Below are 16,041 nucleotides of genomic sequence, written 5' to 3' on the forward strand. Positions count from 1 at the left end.
GAAAAACCTTCCAGCAACTGCAGAGAAGGTTCTTTAGCACGCCTATTTTTAGTATACTGCCAACGCCAAATAAATTTAAGAGAAAAATGTTGACAAGATATTAGCTGGTTTAGCTTAATCGATTATCTGATTATTTTTAAATAAGTACCTAATCCCTTTTCCAGCCATCTTCTCATTGGAATAACGAGGAATAACGTGTAGATGAACATGAAAAATATGTTGACCACCGACATCTCCACAATTCCATCCGATATTGTACCCATCAGGTGAATAATTTTGGTCCACATACTGCTTTACCTTGATAAGCAAGTGATATGTAGCATTCCATTCTTCTTCCGATAAATCAAATACCGACTCCCTGTGTATATGCGGTACAATGATTCCGGCACCTCTTATTTCTTGATTTTCTAAAAGAGAGTAGGTACAGCTATCATTTTTAATTATTATTTCGTGTTTATCTCCATTGTTTGAGATATCGCAATATGGGCATTTTGTCATAATTAACACCTCATTTCTAAAACGATATTGTGCCATGTCGAATGTTCTTTTTCCCATTGATGCGGAGACCCTCCAGCTCCAGTAATCTTGTTTTCATCGCTATTCCACCACGATAGCCAGTAAGTGTCCCATTTTTGCCGATTACGCGATGGCACGGAACGGTAATGAGCACTGGATTTGCGCCAATGGCCGCACCAACTGCTCGAACCGCTGCAGGCTTCTGAATATGGTTGGCAATATCTGAATAGGACCAGGTATGCCCATATGGAATGCTGCAAAGAGCCTGCCATACGGCCTCTTGAAAAGGCGTTCCTTGAAATACGGTAGGAACCGTAAAGTTTTCAAGCGCTCCTTGCAAATATTGGGCTAGCTCAGCCTTATACGGAAGCAGCTTTTCATCATCATGGATCAAAGGGCTATGTGAAAACCGCGATGCAGCCCATTTCGCCAACTCTTCAAATGGCTGGTTTTGTGAACCGACAAAGCAAAGCCCTTCGTCGGTAGCAGCGACGTGCATATTCCAATCTTCATAACTAAACAGCGACCAGTATATGGCCCTGTTAATTGAATTCGTCATTTTGGAGGATCTCCTTTATTTTTGTTATGGCATCTTTACTATGCTGCTGTCGATAGCTTTCGGGTGTGTATCCGGTTTTCTGCTTGAACAGGGTAATAAAATATGGCGTATTGGACAAGCCAACACATTCGCCTACTTCTGCTATGGATACAGGAGAAGATAGAAGCATCGCCTTAGCCTTTTCGATTCTTATTTGCTGGATATAGTCGACGGTTGTTTTGCCCGTTACTTTTTTGAAGGTTCGGTGCAAATGATACGGCGTGCCATGACAAATGGCTGCAAGCGCAGCCAGCGTTAGCTTTTCTTTGTAGTTTCGATCTATATATTCGGTCACCATCGCGATCCATTCTTCATCAGGCAGCCTTTGCCCAGTAGGTTTGCAGCGTTTGCAGGGACGAAATTGGGCAGCCAGCGCTTGTTCAGCGGTTCGGAAAAATCCGATATTCTCTCTATTGGGCGGTCTAGATTTGCAGGATGGCCGGCAAAAGATGCCCGTCGTTTTGACAGCATAATAAAATTGGCCATCATATGAAGGGTCATTTCCTACAATGGCTCGCCATTGTTCTTCAGACACAGGTGCAGGAAGGATTGGCTCGTCCTTATCGCGCAGACTGCGAGGAATCTGATCCAGATTCGCTTTCCATTCATCGGACATGCTCGTTCACCTCTAAGATTAGTATAACCGTGAGCGGGGGTATTTGTGTGTAATTTGGAATGGAATAGCAAGATAACGAAATGACAAGGAGATAGGGGGTCTTTTTTCGTTTGCACCCAGCCAAATCCATTGAGGTTTGCGGATAAATGAATTATAATTTTCGTTGTTGATAATAGTTCTCAATAATTAAAAATGCGGCATAAGATTCTACATAAAAAGGGGCTTATCACTTGACTGTCACGATCAATGAGGAAGAGCATATCCAGCTATGGAATGCTGCTGCTATCAAGGTTATTGACGTAAGGCACTTCACCATGATGCATGGCGAGGAATTGCGGTCGTACCTATTTCCGTCAAGTGTCTTCCTATATGCCATTCGCGGCGAGGCTCAGGTGCTGCTGGATGGGATCGAACATTCCGCGAAGCGATTCCATCTATGGCACGGTGGAAAAGGAACCTGTCTGGATATTTTTCCAACGGAAGCGGAGTTTGAATATTATTTGATCTTTTATAGAGCAACGATTCCATCGACTGGCAGGCGGGAAATCCTGCATCTCATGGAGCGGTATAATCCGTTTCAACTGCAATATAGTTTGGCTCCACTGCGGTCTGCTGTTTTATTTGACAAGGTGGATAATATGCTGAAAGAATGGCAGAGCTCGCGCACGTTAGAAAAATTTCATGTTAAAACGTTGTTTTATCAATTTGTTTATGAACTGCTATGGCAGCTGGAGCAGCAGCAAATTGGCATGAAAAGACCTAATCTCGCAGCCCAGGTCATTCGTTATATTCAGGAGCATTACAGGGAGCCTTTAACCCGGGAATCAATTGCGCAGATTTTTCACTACAGCGTCCCCTATGTATCCAGACAATTTAGACAGGAAACGGGCATAAGCATGATTGATTATGTGATAAAAGAGCGTGTTAACAAAGCCATGGAATACCTGCGCAAAACAGATATGACCGTGCAAGAGGCTTCTGCCAGTGTCGGTTATGACGATGTATCCTATTTCACGAGGATTTTCAAAAAATATACCGGAATGACTCCCAAGCAATTCAAGGATCAGGATAAAGCAAAGAAAGCAGGGTTCGATTATCCTATCATTAGGGTTGGATCGTCCCTTTTCCCGCGCAGGCTGCAACGTTATATTGGTAGTGGATATGAGAACCATTATCGATATAAAAGAGAGGGAGATTTATCGATGTACAGAAACAAATCAGCTATGGGGGTCACTTTACTATTATGTCTTACGCTGCTACTTAGCGCTTGCTCAGGAGCAGGCAGCTCCAATAATGGATCAGTTGCGTCACCTGCACGAGCAGCAACGGCAGATGGAAACGCTCAAGTGCAGGCCTCAGCATCAAACGGTGGTGCAGCGAGCGCAGCGGAAATGGTGACTTATTCGGCAGTGAATGGCGAAGTTAAAATTCCCAAAAATCCGCAGCGTATCGTTATCATAGCGGGCGCCTTTGTTGGCCATTTGCTGGCGCTCGGCATTAAGCCGGTTGGTGCGGGGGAAGAAGCTTTCAACAGCTATACGGAAGGAAAGCTGGATGGGGTCGAAAGTATAGGCGATGGCATCGCGTATGAAAAGATTTTGGAGCTGCAGCCTGATCTCATTATCGTATGGAATGACCCGGCTGTTCTCGAGCAGCTGAACCAGATTGCTCCGACGGTAGTTGTCGATTATGGCGTGCCTGTAAGGCAGCAGCTGCTGGAATTCGGGAAAATGACGGGCCGGGAGGATCAGGCTAATGCCTGGATTACGGCTTGGGATAAAAAGATAGCCGATTACAAACCGAAGGTGCAAGCGGCTGTGGGTGACAAAACCGTTGCTATCTTTGACTCTGGCAGTGCTAAAGAGTTTTATGCTTACGGCAATAAGCTGGGAAGAGGCGGCGAAATTATTTATGGGGAATTCCAGTTGAAGGCGCCGCCCATTATTCAGAAGGAAGCGATCGACAGCGGTACAGGCTGGGCGAAGCTGTCTTTGGAGCTGCTGCCCGAATATGCAGGAGATTATATTTTTATTAACGAGTGGACAGGCAAGGACAATCCAGAGGCTGTTTTTGAAGGCAGCATGTGGGAGCAACTGGACGCAGTCAAAAACAATCGCGTTTTCCGCGAAAAAGGCAGAGGCTTTATGTTCAGCGACCCTGTGTCTTTGGACGCTCAGTTGGCGTTTGTTGTGGAGAGTTTTATTGGGGAATAATGGGTGTTTGACGGGTAGAAGCCAGAACCGTGGGTGTGCGGTTCTGGTTTTTTTAAAATATAGGAAAGTATATGATTTTTCCATCCTTTCTCTATATTTCTCGGAATGAAACGCGCCGCGCCGCCAGAGGACGGCGAAAGCCGTTTCACCTTGGCCCAGATTCTATATTATTTTTAAAATCGGTATGGAGTTGTGGCGCTATAACCTTTATAATTTGACGAGAATACTTTAATAAAGGAATAGGTGTTATTCATGAGCATATTAAATGTAGAGCGGCTGAGCCACGGGTTCGGAGACCGGGCAATTTTCAGCGATGTATCCTTCCGCCTTCTAAAGGGCGAACATATCGGTCTAATAGGTGCCAACGGTGAAGGTAAGTCTACCTTCATGAACATTATCACAGGCAAGCTTCAGCCGGACGATGGTAAAGTTGAGTGGGCAAGACGCGTGCGGACGGGCTATCTGGATCAGCACGCTGTGCTGTCAAAGGGACAGTCGATGCGCGATGTTTTGCGCGGTGCGTTCCAATATCTGTTCGATATGGAGCAGGAAATGAACGATATGTACGGGAGAATGGGTGATGTCTCTCCGGAGGAGCTGGAGCAGCTGCTGGAGGATGTCGGAACGATTCAGGACACGCTAACGAATCAGGATTTTTATATGATCGACGCCAAAATCGATGAAACGGCTCGCGGGCTTGGACTTACAGACATCGGTTTGGACAAGGATGTTCATGATCTCAGCGGAGGTCAGCGTACCAAGGTACTGCTCGCCAAATTGCTGCTAGAGAAACCGGATATCCTATTGCTTGACGAGCCTACCAACTATCTCGACGAGCAGCATATCGTATGGCTTACGCGATATTTACAGGAATACGAAAATGCCTTTATTTTAATCTCGCATGATATTCCGTTCTTGAACAGCGTAATCAACCTGATCTACCATATGGAAAATCAGTCGCTGTCGCGCTATGTTGGGGATTATGAGTATTTCCAGCAGGTGTACGAGGCGAAAAAGCAACAGCTTGAATCCGCCTTTAAGCGGCAGCAGCAGGAAATTTCGGAATTGAAGGACTTCGTTGCACGCAACAAGGCCAGCGTGGCTACGCGTAATATGGCGATGTCCCGTCAGAAGAAGCTCGATAAGATGGACGTTATTGAACTCGCCAGGGAAAAACCGAAGCCGCAGTTCAACTTCAAGCCGGCTCGAACTTCCGGCAAGGTGATTTTTGAAACGAAGGATCTCGTCATCGGCTACGATTCACCACTGTCGAAGCCTTTGAATTTAAGCATGGAGCGAGGACAAAAAATAGCGTTGGTCGGTTCAAACGGGATTGGTAAAACAACGCTGCTGCGCAGCATCCTCGGCCAAATACCGGCTATTTCAGGTTCGGCAAGGCTAGGGGATCTGCTGGAAATCGGCTATTTCGAGCAGGAAATGAAGGAAACGAACAACAACACCTGTATTGAAGAGGTTTGGAGTGAGTTCCCTTCCTTTACACAGTTTGAAATTCGGGCGGCTCTTGCCAAATGCGGTCTGACAACGAAGCATATCGAGAGCAAAATCGTGGTGCTAAGCGGCGGAGAGAAAGCGAAAGTCCGCTTGTGCAAGCTGATCAACCACGAGACGAATCTGCTCGTGCTCGACGAGCCGACCAACCATCTCGACGTAGATGCCAAGGATGAGCTGCAGCGTGCGCTTAAAGCGTATAAGGGAAGCATTTTGCTGATTTCCCATGAACCCGAATTTTATCGCGATATTGTGACGGATACGTGGAACTGCGAAAATTGGACGACGAAAGTGTTTTAAATGGTATAACAGGAATGCAGGGCTGCCATCATAGAGGCGGCCTTTTTTGTGCTGTTTTGAAATTCTCCCTCAGGAAGCGTTATGATAGGATGGAATGGAATGAACAATCTAACCCATGTATCCGAGATTGAATTGAAGATATTGAAAGGAATGAGGGAGATGAAACACCCTTTTCATCTGAAAGCGGTATGGAATGGCGGGCGTAACAGTGAAGGACATATCGATGCCGGCGGATTAAAAACGATTATTTCGATTCCGCAGGAGATGGGAGGGCCAGGAACAGGTACCAACCCTGACGAAATGCTTTTGGGGGCAGCAGCGACCTGTTATTTGATTACACTGGCAGCGATGCTCGAGCGTTCGGATCTTACACCGCAGGAGCTAACTCTGGAGTCGGAAGCGATTGTAGATGTAACGAATAATGTGTTTACGTATGAACGAATCGTACACAAACCGCGAATTGTGCTTAAAACAGATGCATCAGAGGCTGAGCGGACGAAGGCAGAGCGGCTGGCACATAGGGCAGAAGAGTCCTGTATGATATCGAGAGCTGTGGCAGGCAATGTCTCCATAGAGACGCAGCCTACTATTGTGATAACAGGGATTAATGAGGAGTAATGGGCTGAATATTAGATAGCCCTAGCTGTGGTCTGTGTAAGGATATTTTCTCGATAGCCCGCTGCTTCCGCATCTTTAACTTCAATTGCTTAAAAAGTTTTATTGAAAACTAAATATAAATGATATATAGTATGATCAGATCGCCGAACAGTTAGGATGAGTTAAAAATGTCATATTCGACAGCTCTATCGCAAGGAATTGCCATATTGCTCTATATTCACAGCATTGCGGAGGAGAACTGCTCTAATTTTCTATCGACCAAAGTGATTTCAGAGCAATTAAATATTCCGGTTCCGACAACGGTTAAGGTCATCAGGAATCTGAACAATGCTAGGCTGACGGTTGCTAAAGAAGGAGCGAAGGGAGGCATACTGCTGGCAAGGCCGCTAGCAGAAATTACGTTATTGGATGTTTTTCTAGCAGTCGAACCTGGAAAAGCGCTGTTCAAGCTCCATACCGATACCACACTGCAAGGAAAAGAAGTCGACGCAGTCAAACAAAAGATAGCCTTTAGTCTACAAACCGTTGAGATGTCTATGCACAATCATTTGAAAGAAGTGAGGTTAACCGACTTTTTGAACTAAACGACGGTTGCCTTCTCTTTTTTTGAGATAACTAGATATAATGAATATTTAATATATTACATTCCTCTCTTTTAATTTTAAACAACCGAAAGGGGCAATAACATGACTTTTGAAAATAGAGCAGTAAAAGCGAGCAATGGCGTTGAAATTCCGCAATTGGGGTTTGGGGTATACAAAATAACGAAAGAACGAGAATTTGAGATGGCGATCAGCGAGGCTATTCGAATCGGATATCGGCATTTTGATACCGCTAAAATTTACGGCAATGAGCAAGCTTTAGGAAGAGAGATTCAGAAAAGCGGGCTGCCTCGCGAGGCTTTTTTTATCACGTCTAAAGTGTGGAATACGGATCTTGGTTATGAAGCGACCATAAAGGCTTTTGAACAAACTTGCAAAAAGCTGAATGTAGCTTACCTGGATATGTATTTGATTCATTTTGCTGCACCAAATTATTTGGAAGCGTGGCGAGCAATGGAAGATCTGTACTCCGAAGGGAAAATCAAAGTGATTGGCGTTGCAAATTTTGAGATTCAGCATCTGGAGCATTTAATGAAGCATGCCACAATCCCGCCGATGATCAATCAGATTGAGACGCATCCCGAGTTTGCGCAAAATGACCTGCACCAATATCTTAATGAACATCAGATTTTGCATGAGGCATGGGGGCCGCTAGGGCAAGGGAATAAAGCGTTATTGGAGCATCCGGGGTTAAAAAAAATTGCGGCTTATCATCATAAAACAGTGGCGCAAGTCATTTTACGTTGGCACTTGGAGCGAGGCATCATCGTCATTCCAAAATCATCGAGCCCTAAAAGAATGAAAGAAAATAGCGAGATATTTGATTTTGAGCTTACTAGCGATGAATTGGAACAGATCAACCAGCTGAATAGAGGCAAAAGGTATTCGATTAATCCAACCGGTTATATGATTAATCCAATCTATAATAAATTAATGAAGATTTTTATTAAATAATGTAGTCGAATAACAGTATATGAGCGAAGTCTTTAAGAGACTTGCTGAAACTGCTATACTCAGGGCAGGTATGCAAGTCTCAGCCATCCAAGTTAATATAGAAGCCAGTGTCTATTTCTAAAGAGAACGTGCATCAATAAGCGATTACGGAAGGAGTATTTGTCATAGGATGAAGCAGCAAGAAGAGTACAAGCTTTGGAATCACCTACATATTGAACTGGCTGACATCCGTCTGCATGCTCTTTCTGAGGGAGAGTCCAGCATAGGTTACCGTTTGCCTGCAAGTGCTTTTATATTTCTATACAAAGGCAAAGCAACGATACGGATGGATGGAATTATTCATCCTGTTGAACATTTTCATTGTCTGCATGGCTGCAAGGGAATGCGGCTGGATATTGAAGCAGCGGAATATTTGGAATATTATATGGTGCTTTATCGTGGCGAGTTTCCGCTGCGCCGAAGGCATTTTCTGGACAAGGGAGGAATCCCGCCGTTTCAGCAAATATTTGCTTTTGCTCCCGCGCAGCCTATAGGGCTTTATCAGATTCTACAGCGGATGGAGGCTGCATGGAATCGATCGACGGAGAAAGAAAAATTTTTAGCGAAAACACTCTTCTTTCCATTTATTCTGGAAATGCTTCAGCAAAAGCAGCAGCTAGGAATGGACCTGCTTCCTACAGAGGTTGTTAAGCAAGTAGCTCAGTATATGCATGAGCATGTGGATGAGCCATTGACACTGGAGCTGCTAGGGAAGAGGTTTGGCTACAATCCCCAATATTTGGCCCGCAGATTCAAGGAATTGACGATGCACAGTCCGATTGATTATCTAATAGGGCTTCGTATTGAAAAAGCATGTCATATGCTGCAAAACACAGATGCTTCGATTGGTGACATTGCCCAGAGTGTAGGTTATGAGGATGTGTTTTATTTCAATCGCATTTTCAAAAAGAACGTTGGCCTTTCTCCCAGCCATTTCAAAAAAAAGCTGTCGGATAAGGAGGGTGTTCGGTTTAATCCATATAAAAAGTGGGGATTATCCATGTCAGAGTCCATCGCTCCATGCTATAGTGATAATGATAATTGTTATCACTATAAAGAAAAGGGAGAGTCTTATATGTACCGAACATCCAGAAAAAATATGATGGCAGCACTTCTTATCTGTATGGCCTTATTGATTACAGCTTGCGGAGGGGGAAATACGAATCTGCAGTCCCCATCGGAAACCGCCGCTGCTGGCTCTAATTCTTCAGCACTAACTCAGAAAGCGACGCCAATAACAGACACCAAGATCGTGAATACCGCCTTCGGCGAAGTGGAAGTTTCCAAAAAGCCTGAACGCATTGTGGCGATTCAATATTTGAGCAGTCTGCTAGCCGTGAAGGCTAATCCAATCGCCTCTACAACACGCATTATGGATAATCCGTATTTCAACGGTTTAACGGACAATATTGAGATTGTCGGTTCTTCCGGCAGTGATGTTTCCTTTGAAAAGCTGATTGAGCTTAATCCTGATCTGATTGTCGTCATGACCTCGGAGGAGGAAGAATATAAAAAGTACAGTAAAATTGCTCCAACGATTGCCATTCCCTATGGAAACTTCACATCCATTGAGGAGGAAGTTAAGTTCTTTGGAGATCTGCTTGGGCGGGACGAGGAGGCCTCTTCATGGATAGCCGATTATAATGCGCGAATCGCGGCTGCGAGTGCCAAGGTCCAAGCAGTGATACCCGCAGATGCAACCTTTAGTATCATGCAGGAGACAGACAAAACATTAAGTATTTATGGCAGTGAGTTTGGCCGTGGGGGAAAAGTTATTTATGAGAATCTAGGACGGGTATCGCCCCCAGCCTATGATGAAGCAGTTAAGGAAGATAAATACAAGGATATTTCAATGGAAGTATTGGAGCAATATGCCGGGGACTATATCATCCTGACTACGGAGAGGTCATTGGAGGAGCTTCGCGAGGATCCAATCTGGGGACGGCTGGAAGCAGTCAAAAATGGCAGACTTTATGCCTGGTCTAACATTCGCTCTTATTTTATTGACCCGCTGTCGATATTAATGCAGACAGAAGAATTGGCTGATTGGCTGACGAATGCACCACAGAACAAATGATCTAGAATATCGTATTAAAGCTTCTGCCCGTAGTCTGAGCAGGAGCTTTTTTATTTGAGCAGAAAATTAATATGATGTCCTCTAGGGAAGTGAACAGGTGTATAATAATGTAATTAAATAGTTTAGAGGAGTAATTATAATGAGGATTATTGCTGCAAATGATTCGCACTTCGAATATATTAGAAAACATGACCATCACATCTCAGAAAACTTAATCTTACCGAAAATTAGAGGGAATGAGATATACATTTTGCAGAATGAAGAATATCGTATCGTTGGGTGGATGCGGCACAGCTATTTTTGGGACAACACGCCTTTTTTGAATATGATTTGGATCGATGATACCTATCGAAGTAAAGGATTAGGGAAGAAAGCCGTTCTTTTTTGGGAGGATGAAATGAAGAAGCTCCGTTTTAACTTGGTTATGACCTCTACTTTAGCAAATGAAGAGGCTCAGCATTTTTATAGAAAATTAGGTTATCGAGATTCAGGGTGCTTAATACTTGAAGATGAGCCTCTGGAAATCATACTTACTAAGAGGCTTTCTAATTTATGAATCGGGTCTTAATACCTAGAAGGATAAACACGGGTATGATTATAAAGTCATGATCTAACTAATGATTAATTTTAGAAAAATAATCCTTAAAGATCATTTTCATTATTTTTCTAATGTATTCCAGATATATTTCCGAATATTTTTTTATCCTGTATTCAGGAATCCATATTAGAGAATAGGTAATCCACTTAGGGAGGAACTATCATTGTTAGTTAAAGATTATGAACAATTAATCGGTAAAATACTAACGAAAAGCATCCGCGATACAAAGGGAACGCTTTTAATCAGAAAGGGAACTATTCTTCTAAAAAGTCACACCGAGAGACTTGCTAAATTTAAGATCCAAATCGGGGAAGTCACAACTATCGATGCGAATGCTTCTGAGCTGAATCAGGAAATTTCTGATCATACACCGAAACAAAAGCCCTCCTTCCGAGATTCATATGAAAGGGCTAAGCAGCATTTTAACGATATGGATCAGTTCGTTCGTCAAAACGGAATTGTTCCTGTCGAGGAGCTTGAACGGGAAGTTCTTCCCTTTATAAAGGAAATAGCGAAGCGATATAATCTATTTCAGTTATTTTCCGAGCTTAAGGAACAGGACGATTACAGGTACAGGCAATGTATAGGAACGGCCGTTATTGCGACCTCCTTAGGTAAGCGGCTTGGTTTGAAAGAAAACGAATTGGATATGCTTACAACTGCGGCGAGTCTCTATGATATTGGACTGGTCAAGCTGCCAACTGCAATCGTTTCCAAACAGTCAAGGTTAGACACTCATGAATACGCGATTTTAAAGCAGCATACCATTCTCGGAAACGAGCTACTACTCCAATCGGGCGTTGAACCTCGGGTTGCTCTGGTCGCTCTTCAGCATCATGAACGAGAGGACGGCAGCGGTTATCCAAGTGCTCTGAAGGGGGATGAGCTGGATCGTTTTAGCAAAATTGTAGGTTTGACAGATTTCTATATGGCTATCATCTCAGAAAGACCTTATAGGGCTGCGCTGCAATTTTTTGAAGCCATCGAAGAAATTCATCAACAAATTATTTTAAATCGCTTTGATTCGGTAATTGGGCTCACGCTGCTGGATATGCTGCTCTCCACCCAAATCGGTTGTGAGGTTGTTTTATCGGACAACAGACGAGGAACTATTTTGCTGAACAACTATAACTACCCGACTCGACCATTTATAGCGCTTGAAAACCACGAGTTTATTGATCTTAGCAAGTTTGATGATATTAAAATCATTGAAATTGTCGGATAAGAGGATTGGCATATAAATTAAGTATTACGCGGGGGGCCAAGAAGGCTCCTTATTTTTTTATGGTTTGTATGTGTTAAAATAGATAGTATTTGAGCTCAATGAAAGGTTTGATTTAACTTGGAAATTAGAATCATAGAGAAGGAGCAAGCTTGGCAATTGCGTCATCAGGTCATGTGGCCGGATAAGGATTTTGATTTTATAAAGCTTAAAGAGGATGGCGAGGGCACTCACTATGGACTTTTTGAAGAGGAAGAACTGGTCTCAGTGGTGTCCATTTTTATTCATGGCGTTCAGGCTCAGTTTAGAAAATTTGCTACTCTATCCCGTCATCAAAATAAAGGCTATGGAAGCAAACTTCTGAATTACGCACTCAGTGAATCAGAGCGCCTAGGCGTTAAACGGATATATTGCAATGCAAGAATGGATAAAGCAACGTTTTATGAGAAATTCGGGCTTTCTAAAACGGACGCCACCTTCAGTAAAAGCGGCAAAGATTATATTGTGATGGAACGCCACATAAAAGGAGAAATGAATATGAGTCAAGACGAGCTTTTTATGAGAGAAGCAATTAAGCTTTCTAAGCTTGCGGTTGAGCACGGAAACGAACCTTTTGGAGCGATACTCGTTAAAGACGGGGAAATTGTATTTACAAATGAAAATCAAATTTATTCAGCAACCGACCCAACTTTCCATGCAGAGGCTGGGCTGCTGCGGCGATTTTGCGAAGAAACCCACATTACGGATTTGCATGAATACACCTTATATTCGAGCTGTGAGCCTTGTTATATGTGCAGCGGTGCGATGGTTTGGACAAATGTGGGGCGACTGGTTTATAGCGCGAGCAACATGGAGTTGTGCAGTATATTGGGCGAGCAGGGAAGTCCTTGCTCTCAAATTGTATTTGAAAATTCTCACCATAAGCCTGATATCACAGCTGGGATATTACGGGAGGAAAGTCTTAGTATATTGGCTGCCTATTTTTCGCACAACACAAAAGGCTGAAACATTCCAGTAAGCTTCGATTGGAGAAACTAACTTCATCCATACGCCAACCCTGCCATTGCTGCCAAAAGAAATCCTACTCCCCCAAGGAGGCCTAACCTTGCAAACGATTATGATCGTCGAAGACGAGCCGGCTATTTCCCGCGTTTTGGCGGCGTATATACGAAAGGCAGGCTTTGCGAGCATTATTTTTGACCGAGGGAAAGAGGCGGTGGAGAAGCTGGCCGTGCTTCAGCCCGCGCTTATTTTGCTTGATGTCATGCTGCCGGAAATGGATGGCTGGGAGGTGCTGCAGGAAGTACGGCGGCGCAGCGTCTGTCCGGTCATTATGCTCACAGCTAAAGGGGAGATTGGTGACCGCCTGGCTGGGCTGAACAGCGGCGCAGATGATTACATCACCAAGCCGTTCGAGCCACAGGAGGTGGTAGCACGGATTCAAGCTGTATTGCGCAGAGGTACGCATGCATTAATTGCGGGAAATCAGATCCAGTACGGCAGTCTGAAAATCAATTTAAACGACAGAAGCGTTTATTTGAATGAAGTATGTCTATCGATAACGCCGAAAGACTTTGCACTGCTGCATTTTTTAATGGAGCATCCTAATCAAATTTTTAATCGGGAGCAAATGATCGAGCAGGTATGGGGAATTGGCTATGATGGGAGTGACCGGGCTGTGGATCATGCGATTAAACGCTTGCGACAGGCGCTGCTGCATTTGCCTCCAGAAGAAGGAGAAATTCGTACCTTGCGGAGAACGGGGTACCAGTTTTATACCAATCATGAAAATTAATCCCTTCTATTTTTTTGCCATACGCCTGACACATTCTACCTTTATTCTGTAGTAGCTAGATCCTCTAAGTGATCTACTCCAAGATGTAGCTAATGATAAGAAGTCAAAGAGCTGCGAGCATCCACGATTGCAAACGTTGAATAGATGACTACGGGGAAGCTTTATCAAATCGAGTGGAAGGTGGATGAAGGTTATGGCGGATGTAATTGAATATCAGGTAATTGTTTCTAAGGCGAGGACTTCGGATAATAAGCTGCTTGTTATTACAGCGGCTGAGAGTGGGGAAGGCATAACGATATTGCCACAGGTGTACGGAAATGAACATCAATTGTGGGAAAAAAGAAAGGTGCGCGCTGGAGATGACAATGCCTATGCGCTCGTTAACAAAGCGACGGGCAAGTGCATTGGAAGAAAGGACTCCACGCAGGGCTCAAAGATTTATCAGGCGCCCGTTACAGAAGCGGACGTCAATGGTCTCATGGTATGGCGTGACGACAATGTTGCGGGAACGCACAATGCGATTAACAGCTATGTGGATTGGGAACAGAAGCTCAATATTCCTGGCAACGGCCCATTTAAAAGCGGCGACTCGCTTGTGACGTGGGAATGGTGCCACGGTCAGATCAATGAATTATGGGTTTTCGTACCCGATCGCAAGAAGATTACGGTCAAGAAAATGGAATTTCAAATGGACAGCTCAATTGTGATTAATAGTGTGCCGATCGTAGCAGCCAAACAGCTTGTGACCAACCATTCGAATATCCAGCAAACGCAGCAAGTTACATTGAAATTTTCCAAAAGCCATACGTATAATTTCAAATGGGAGAGAGGGCTCAAGGTATCGGAAACGCTTGAATTTAAAGCAGGGCTGCCGCTTGTAGGCGATACGGGTGTGAAAATCTCGGTAGAGGGCTCGCGCAGCTATTCGGAAACCAAGACACAAGACGAGTCCCAGGAGGTTTCGCTGCAGGTCCCAGTCGTTTTGCCAGCAGGTGCAACTATCGAGGTTTCCGCTATTTTATTGCAGGGCGTTATCGATGTGCCCTATACGGTGACGTTTGAAGTGGAGTACCCGAATGGGAAAACAACCGAAACGGCTTCAGGCAAATATACCGGCGTGAACACGTTTACCGTTAATACCGAGTATAAAACGATCGTATAGTTTATGTATTCCATGCCATCATAATATAAAGATGAACGATAGCAGGCAGAAGGAGGCGGTGGCCTCTTTTTGCCTGCTATCGTTTTTTTTGCTCCGTAAGGAAAGGGGTAGTTCCTGCATATAAATTAAGTTAAACTAACATTCAAAAGGAAATTGAGGTGAATGCTTATGTTCTATATAGTGGTGTTAACCTTAATTGGACTGCTCCTTTCAAGCTTGGTGCCCATGGGTGCGATTTTGATCTGGAGCATCACTTTTGCTATAGTGATTTTGAATTATCGCAAAACCCTTCACATCCACAAAAATTTGCAGGAAATTAGAAGCCATTTAGGTTTGATGGGCAAGGAAGAAGCAGAGGATTTTAAAATTGAGGCAGAACTGAATAAAGTCAATCAGTTAAGCGAGCAGCAAATCAAAGAAATTAATGAGGAAATTGAACAGCAATTTGCTGAGCAGCTTGAAAAACAGGATGAGAAGAAAGACGATACGCCAGACAAAAAGGATAAGTAATTTATTCATTGAGCGTCTTATGTTATAGTAAACTCCTATTCCATGTACATAGTTATAACTACAAAAATTTCTACTAACGAGGTGCACAATGGCAAGCTTAAAAATATTAAATCCGTCCGTTAACGACGACATATATGCTTTTCAAGCGGGTCCCGAGGACGAGGAGGCGGTACGTGAGCTGATTATGGAAACGGCTCGCTGGCTTAGCAGCATGGGCTCCACGCAGTGGGGCGGCCTGCTTCAAGGTGAGGATAGCCATAATCTTGCGGGAGCGATTGCGCGTGGCGAGGTTTTTGCGTTTCGCAAAGCAGGGGAAGAGGGGCTCGCGGGCTCGGTTATTTTACAGCAGCAGCCTAGCGAATGGGATCGTAAGCTTTGGGGTGATACGGAAGTGGGCAAGGGAAGCGCGATCTTTTTGCACCGGTTAGTCGTTAATCGTCAGTTTTCCGGCAAGGGACTTGGCAGCGAAATGATGGCTTGGGTTGAAGGGGGTATCCAGTATTCCGGCAAAGACCGGATCAAGCTGGATTGTATCGCAAACAATGAGAAGCTTAACCGCTTCTACAAGCAATGTGGTTATACGTACAAAGGCGAAGCGAGTGGCTGGAGCATTTATGAAAAGCTGCTTCCAGATGTAAAGGTTCATTGAACAACGGCTGTTTATTAATAGGTCAAAAGTAATTCTAATGGAGGCAGGCTAACGAGAAGGGAT

Annotated in this window: 16 protein-coding genes; 13 read left to right on the forward strand and 3 right to left on the reverse strand. The window is 44.1% G+C overall.

Translation table 11 applies throughout. The features are described 5' to 3' along the window. Positions 1 to 114 precede the first annotated feature (114 nt). The 3 genes from AC50Y5_RS08305 to AC50Y5_RS08315 are packed head-to-tail and all read right to left on the reverse strand — an operon-like array spanning position 115 to position 1,730. The gene (locus AC50Y5_RS08305; protein ID WP_494859765.1) at positions 115 to 555 is read right to left on the reverse strand and encodes an HIT family protein; all 441 of its coding nucleotides are present in this window, start codon (positions 553 to 555) and stop codon (positions 115 to 117) included. Then, on the reverse strand, positions 515 to 1,075 hold the full coding sequence (locus AC50Y5_RS08310) for a methylated-DNA--[protein]-cysteine S-methyltransferase (protein WP_494859770.1): 561 nt from the start codon (positions 1,073 to 1,075) through the stop codon (positions 515 to 517). Before AC50Y5_RS08310 ends, AC50Y5_RS08305 begins: the two co-directional genes overlap by 41 nt. Beyond that, positions 1,059 to 1,730, reverse strand: a complete 672-nt coding sequence (locus AC50Y5_RS08315) for a bifunctional transcriptional activator/DNA repair enzyme AdaA (RefSeq protein ID WP_494859773.1) — start codon at positions 1,728 to 1,730, stop codon at positions 1,059 to 1,061. The genes AC50Y5_RS08310 and AC50Y5_RS08315 overlap by 17 nt, the downstream gene beginning before the upstream one ends. Positions 1,731 to 1,960: 230 nt before the next feature. Here AC50Y5_RS08315 and AC50Y5_RS08320 point away from each other — a divergent pair, with 230 nt between their 5' ends. The 13 genes from AC50Y5_RS08320 to AC50Y5_RS08380 all read left to right on the forward strand — a co-directional run bounded on the left by AC50Y5_RS08320 (position 1,961) and on the right by AC50Y5_RS08380 (position 15,978). Then, positions 1,961 to 3,943, forward strand: coding sequence for an ABC transporter substrate-binding protein (locus AC50Y5_RS08320; protein WP_494859775.1), 1,983 nt, complete (start codon positions 1,961 to 1,963; stop codon positions 3,941 to 3,943). Positions 3,944 to 4,195: 252 nt separating this feature from the next. Continuing rightward, positions 4,196 to 5,752, forward strand: coding sequence for an ABC-F family ATP-binding cassette domain-containing protein (locus tag AC50Y5_RS08325; protein WP_056028269.1), 1,557 nt, complete (start codon positions 4,196 to 4,198; stop codon positions 5,750 to 5,752). Between the two features lie 159 nt (positions 5,753 to 5,911). Continuing rightward, positions 5,912 to 6,370 (forward strand): OsmC family protein, encoded by a 459-nt coding sequence (locus AC50Y5_RS08330; protein WP_494860670.1) that lies wholly within the window; start codon positions 5,912 to 5,914, stop codon positions 6,368 to 6,370. A gap of 167 nt (positions 6,371 to 6,537) precedes the next feature. Further along, a complete protein-coding gene (locus AC50Y5_RS08335; RefSeq protein ID WP_056028266.1) occupies positions 6,538 to 6,954 on the forward strand; it encodes an RrF2 family transcriptional regulator in 417 nt (138 codons plus the stop codon). Between the two features lie 102 nt (positions 6,955 to 7,056). Continuing rightward, a complete protein-coding gene (locus AC50Y5_RS08340) occupies positions 7,057 to 7,926 on the forward strand; it encodes an aldo/keto reductase (protein ID WP_494859778.1) in 870 nt (289 codons plus the stop codon). A 169-nt stretch (positions 7,927 to 8,095) separates the two neighbouring features. Further along, complete coding sequence (locus AC50Y5_RS08345; RefSeq protein WP_056028261.1) at positions 8,096 to 10,042, forward strand: AraC family transcriptional regulator; 1,947 nt, start codon at positions 8,096 to 8,098, stop codon at positions 10,040 to 10,042. A gap of 139 nt (positions 10,043 to 10,181) precedes the next feature. Further along, positions 10,182 to 10,598 (forward strand): GNAT family N-acetyltransferase, encoded by a 417-nt coding sequence (locus AC50Y5_RS08350; RefSeq protein WP_056028259.1) that lies wholly within the window; start codon positions 10,182 to 10,184, stop codon positions 10,596 to 10,598. Between the two features lie 205 nt (positions 10,599 to 10,803). After that, complete coding sequence (locus AC50Y5_RS08355) at positions 10,804 to 11,865, forward strand: HD-GYP domain-containing protein (RefSeq protein ID WP_494859780.1); 1,062 nt, start codon at positions 10,804 to 10,806, stop codon at positions 11,863 to 11,865. A gap of 117 nt (positions 11,866 to 11,982) precedes the next feature. Next, positions 11,983 to 12,867, forward strand: a complete 885-nt coding sequence (locus tag AC50Y5_RS08360; RefSeq protein ID WP_327204884.1) for a GNAT family N-acetyltransferase — start codon at positions 11,983 to 11,985, stop codon at positions 12,865 to 12,867. A gap of 100 nt (positions 12,868 to 12,967) precedes the next feature. After that, positions 12,968 to 13,657, forward strand: a complete 690-nt coding sequence (locus tag AC50Y5_RS08365; RefSeq protein ID WP_056028255.1) for a response regulator transcription factor — start codon at positions 12,968 to 12,970, stop codon at positions 13,655 to 13,657. Positions 13,658 to 13,850: 193 nt separating this feature from the next. After that, complete coding sequence (locus tag AC50Y5_RS08370) at positions 13,851 to 14,819, forward strand: ETX/MTX2 family pore-forming toxin (protein WP_494859782.1); 969 nt, start codon at positions 13,851 to 13,853, stop codon at positions 14,817 to 14,819. Positions 14,820 to 14,987: 168 nt separating this feature from the next. Beyond that, positions 14,988 to 15,329, forward strand: coding sequence for a hypothetical protein (locus tag AC50Y5_RS08375; protein WP_155972687.1), 342 nt, complete (start codon positions 14,988 to 14,990; stop codon positions 15,327 to 15,329). Positions 15,330 to 15,417: 88 nt separating this feature from the next. Continuing rightward, complete coding sequence (locus AC50Y5_RS08380; RefSeq protein WP_056028247.1) at positions 15,418 to 15,978, forward strand: GNAT family N-acetyltransferase; 561 nt, start codon at positions 15,418 to 15,420, stop codon at positions 15,976 to 15,978. Positions 15,979 to 16,041: the final 63 nt, after the last annotated feature.

The organism is Paenibacillus sp. JT22N7, from assembly GCF_059383875.1.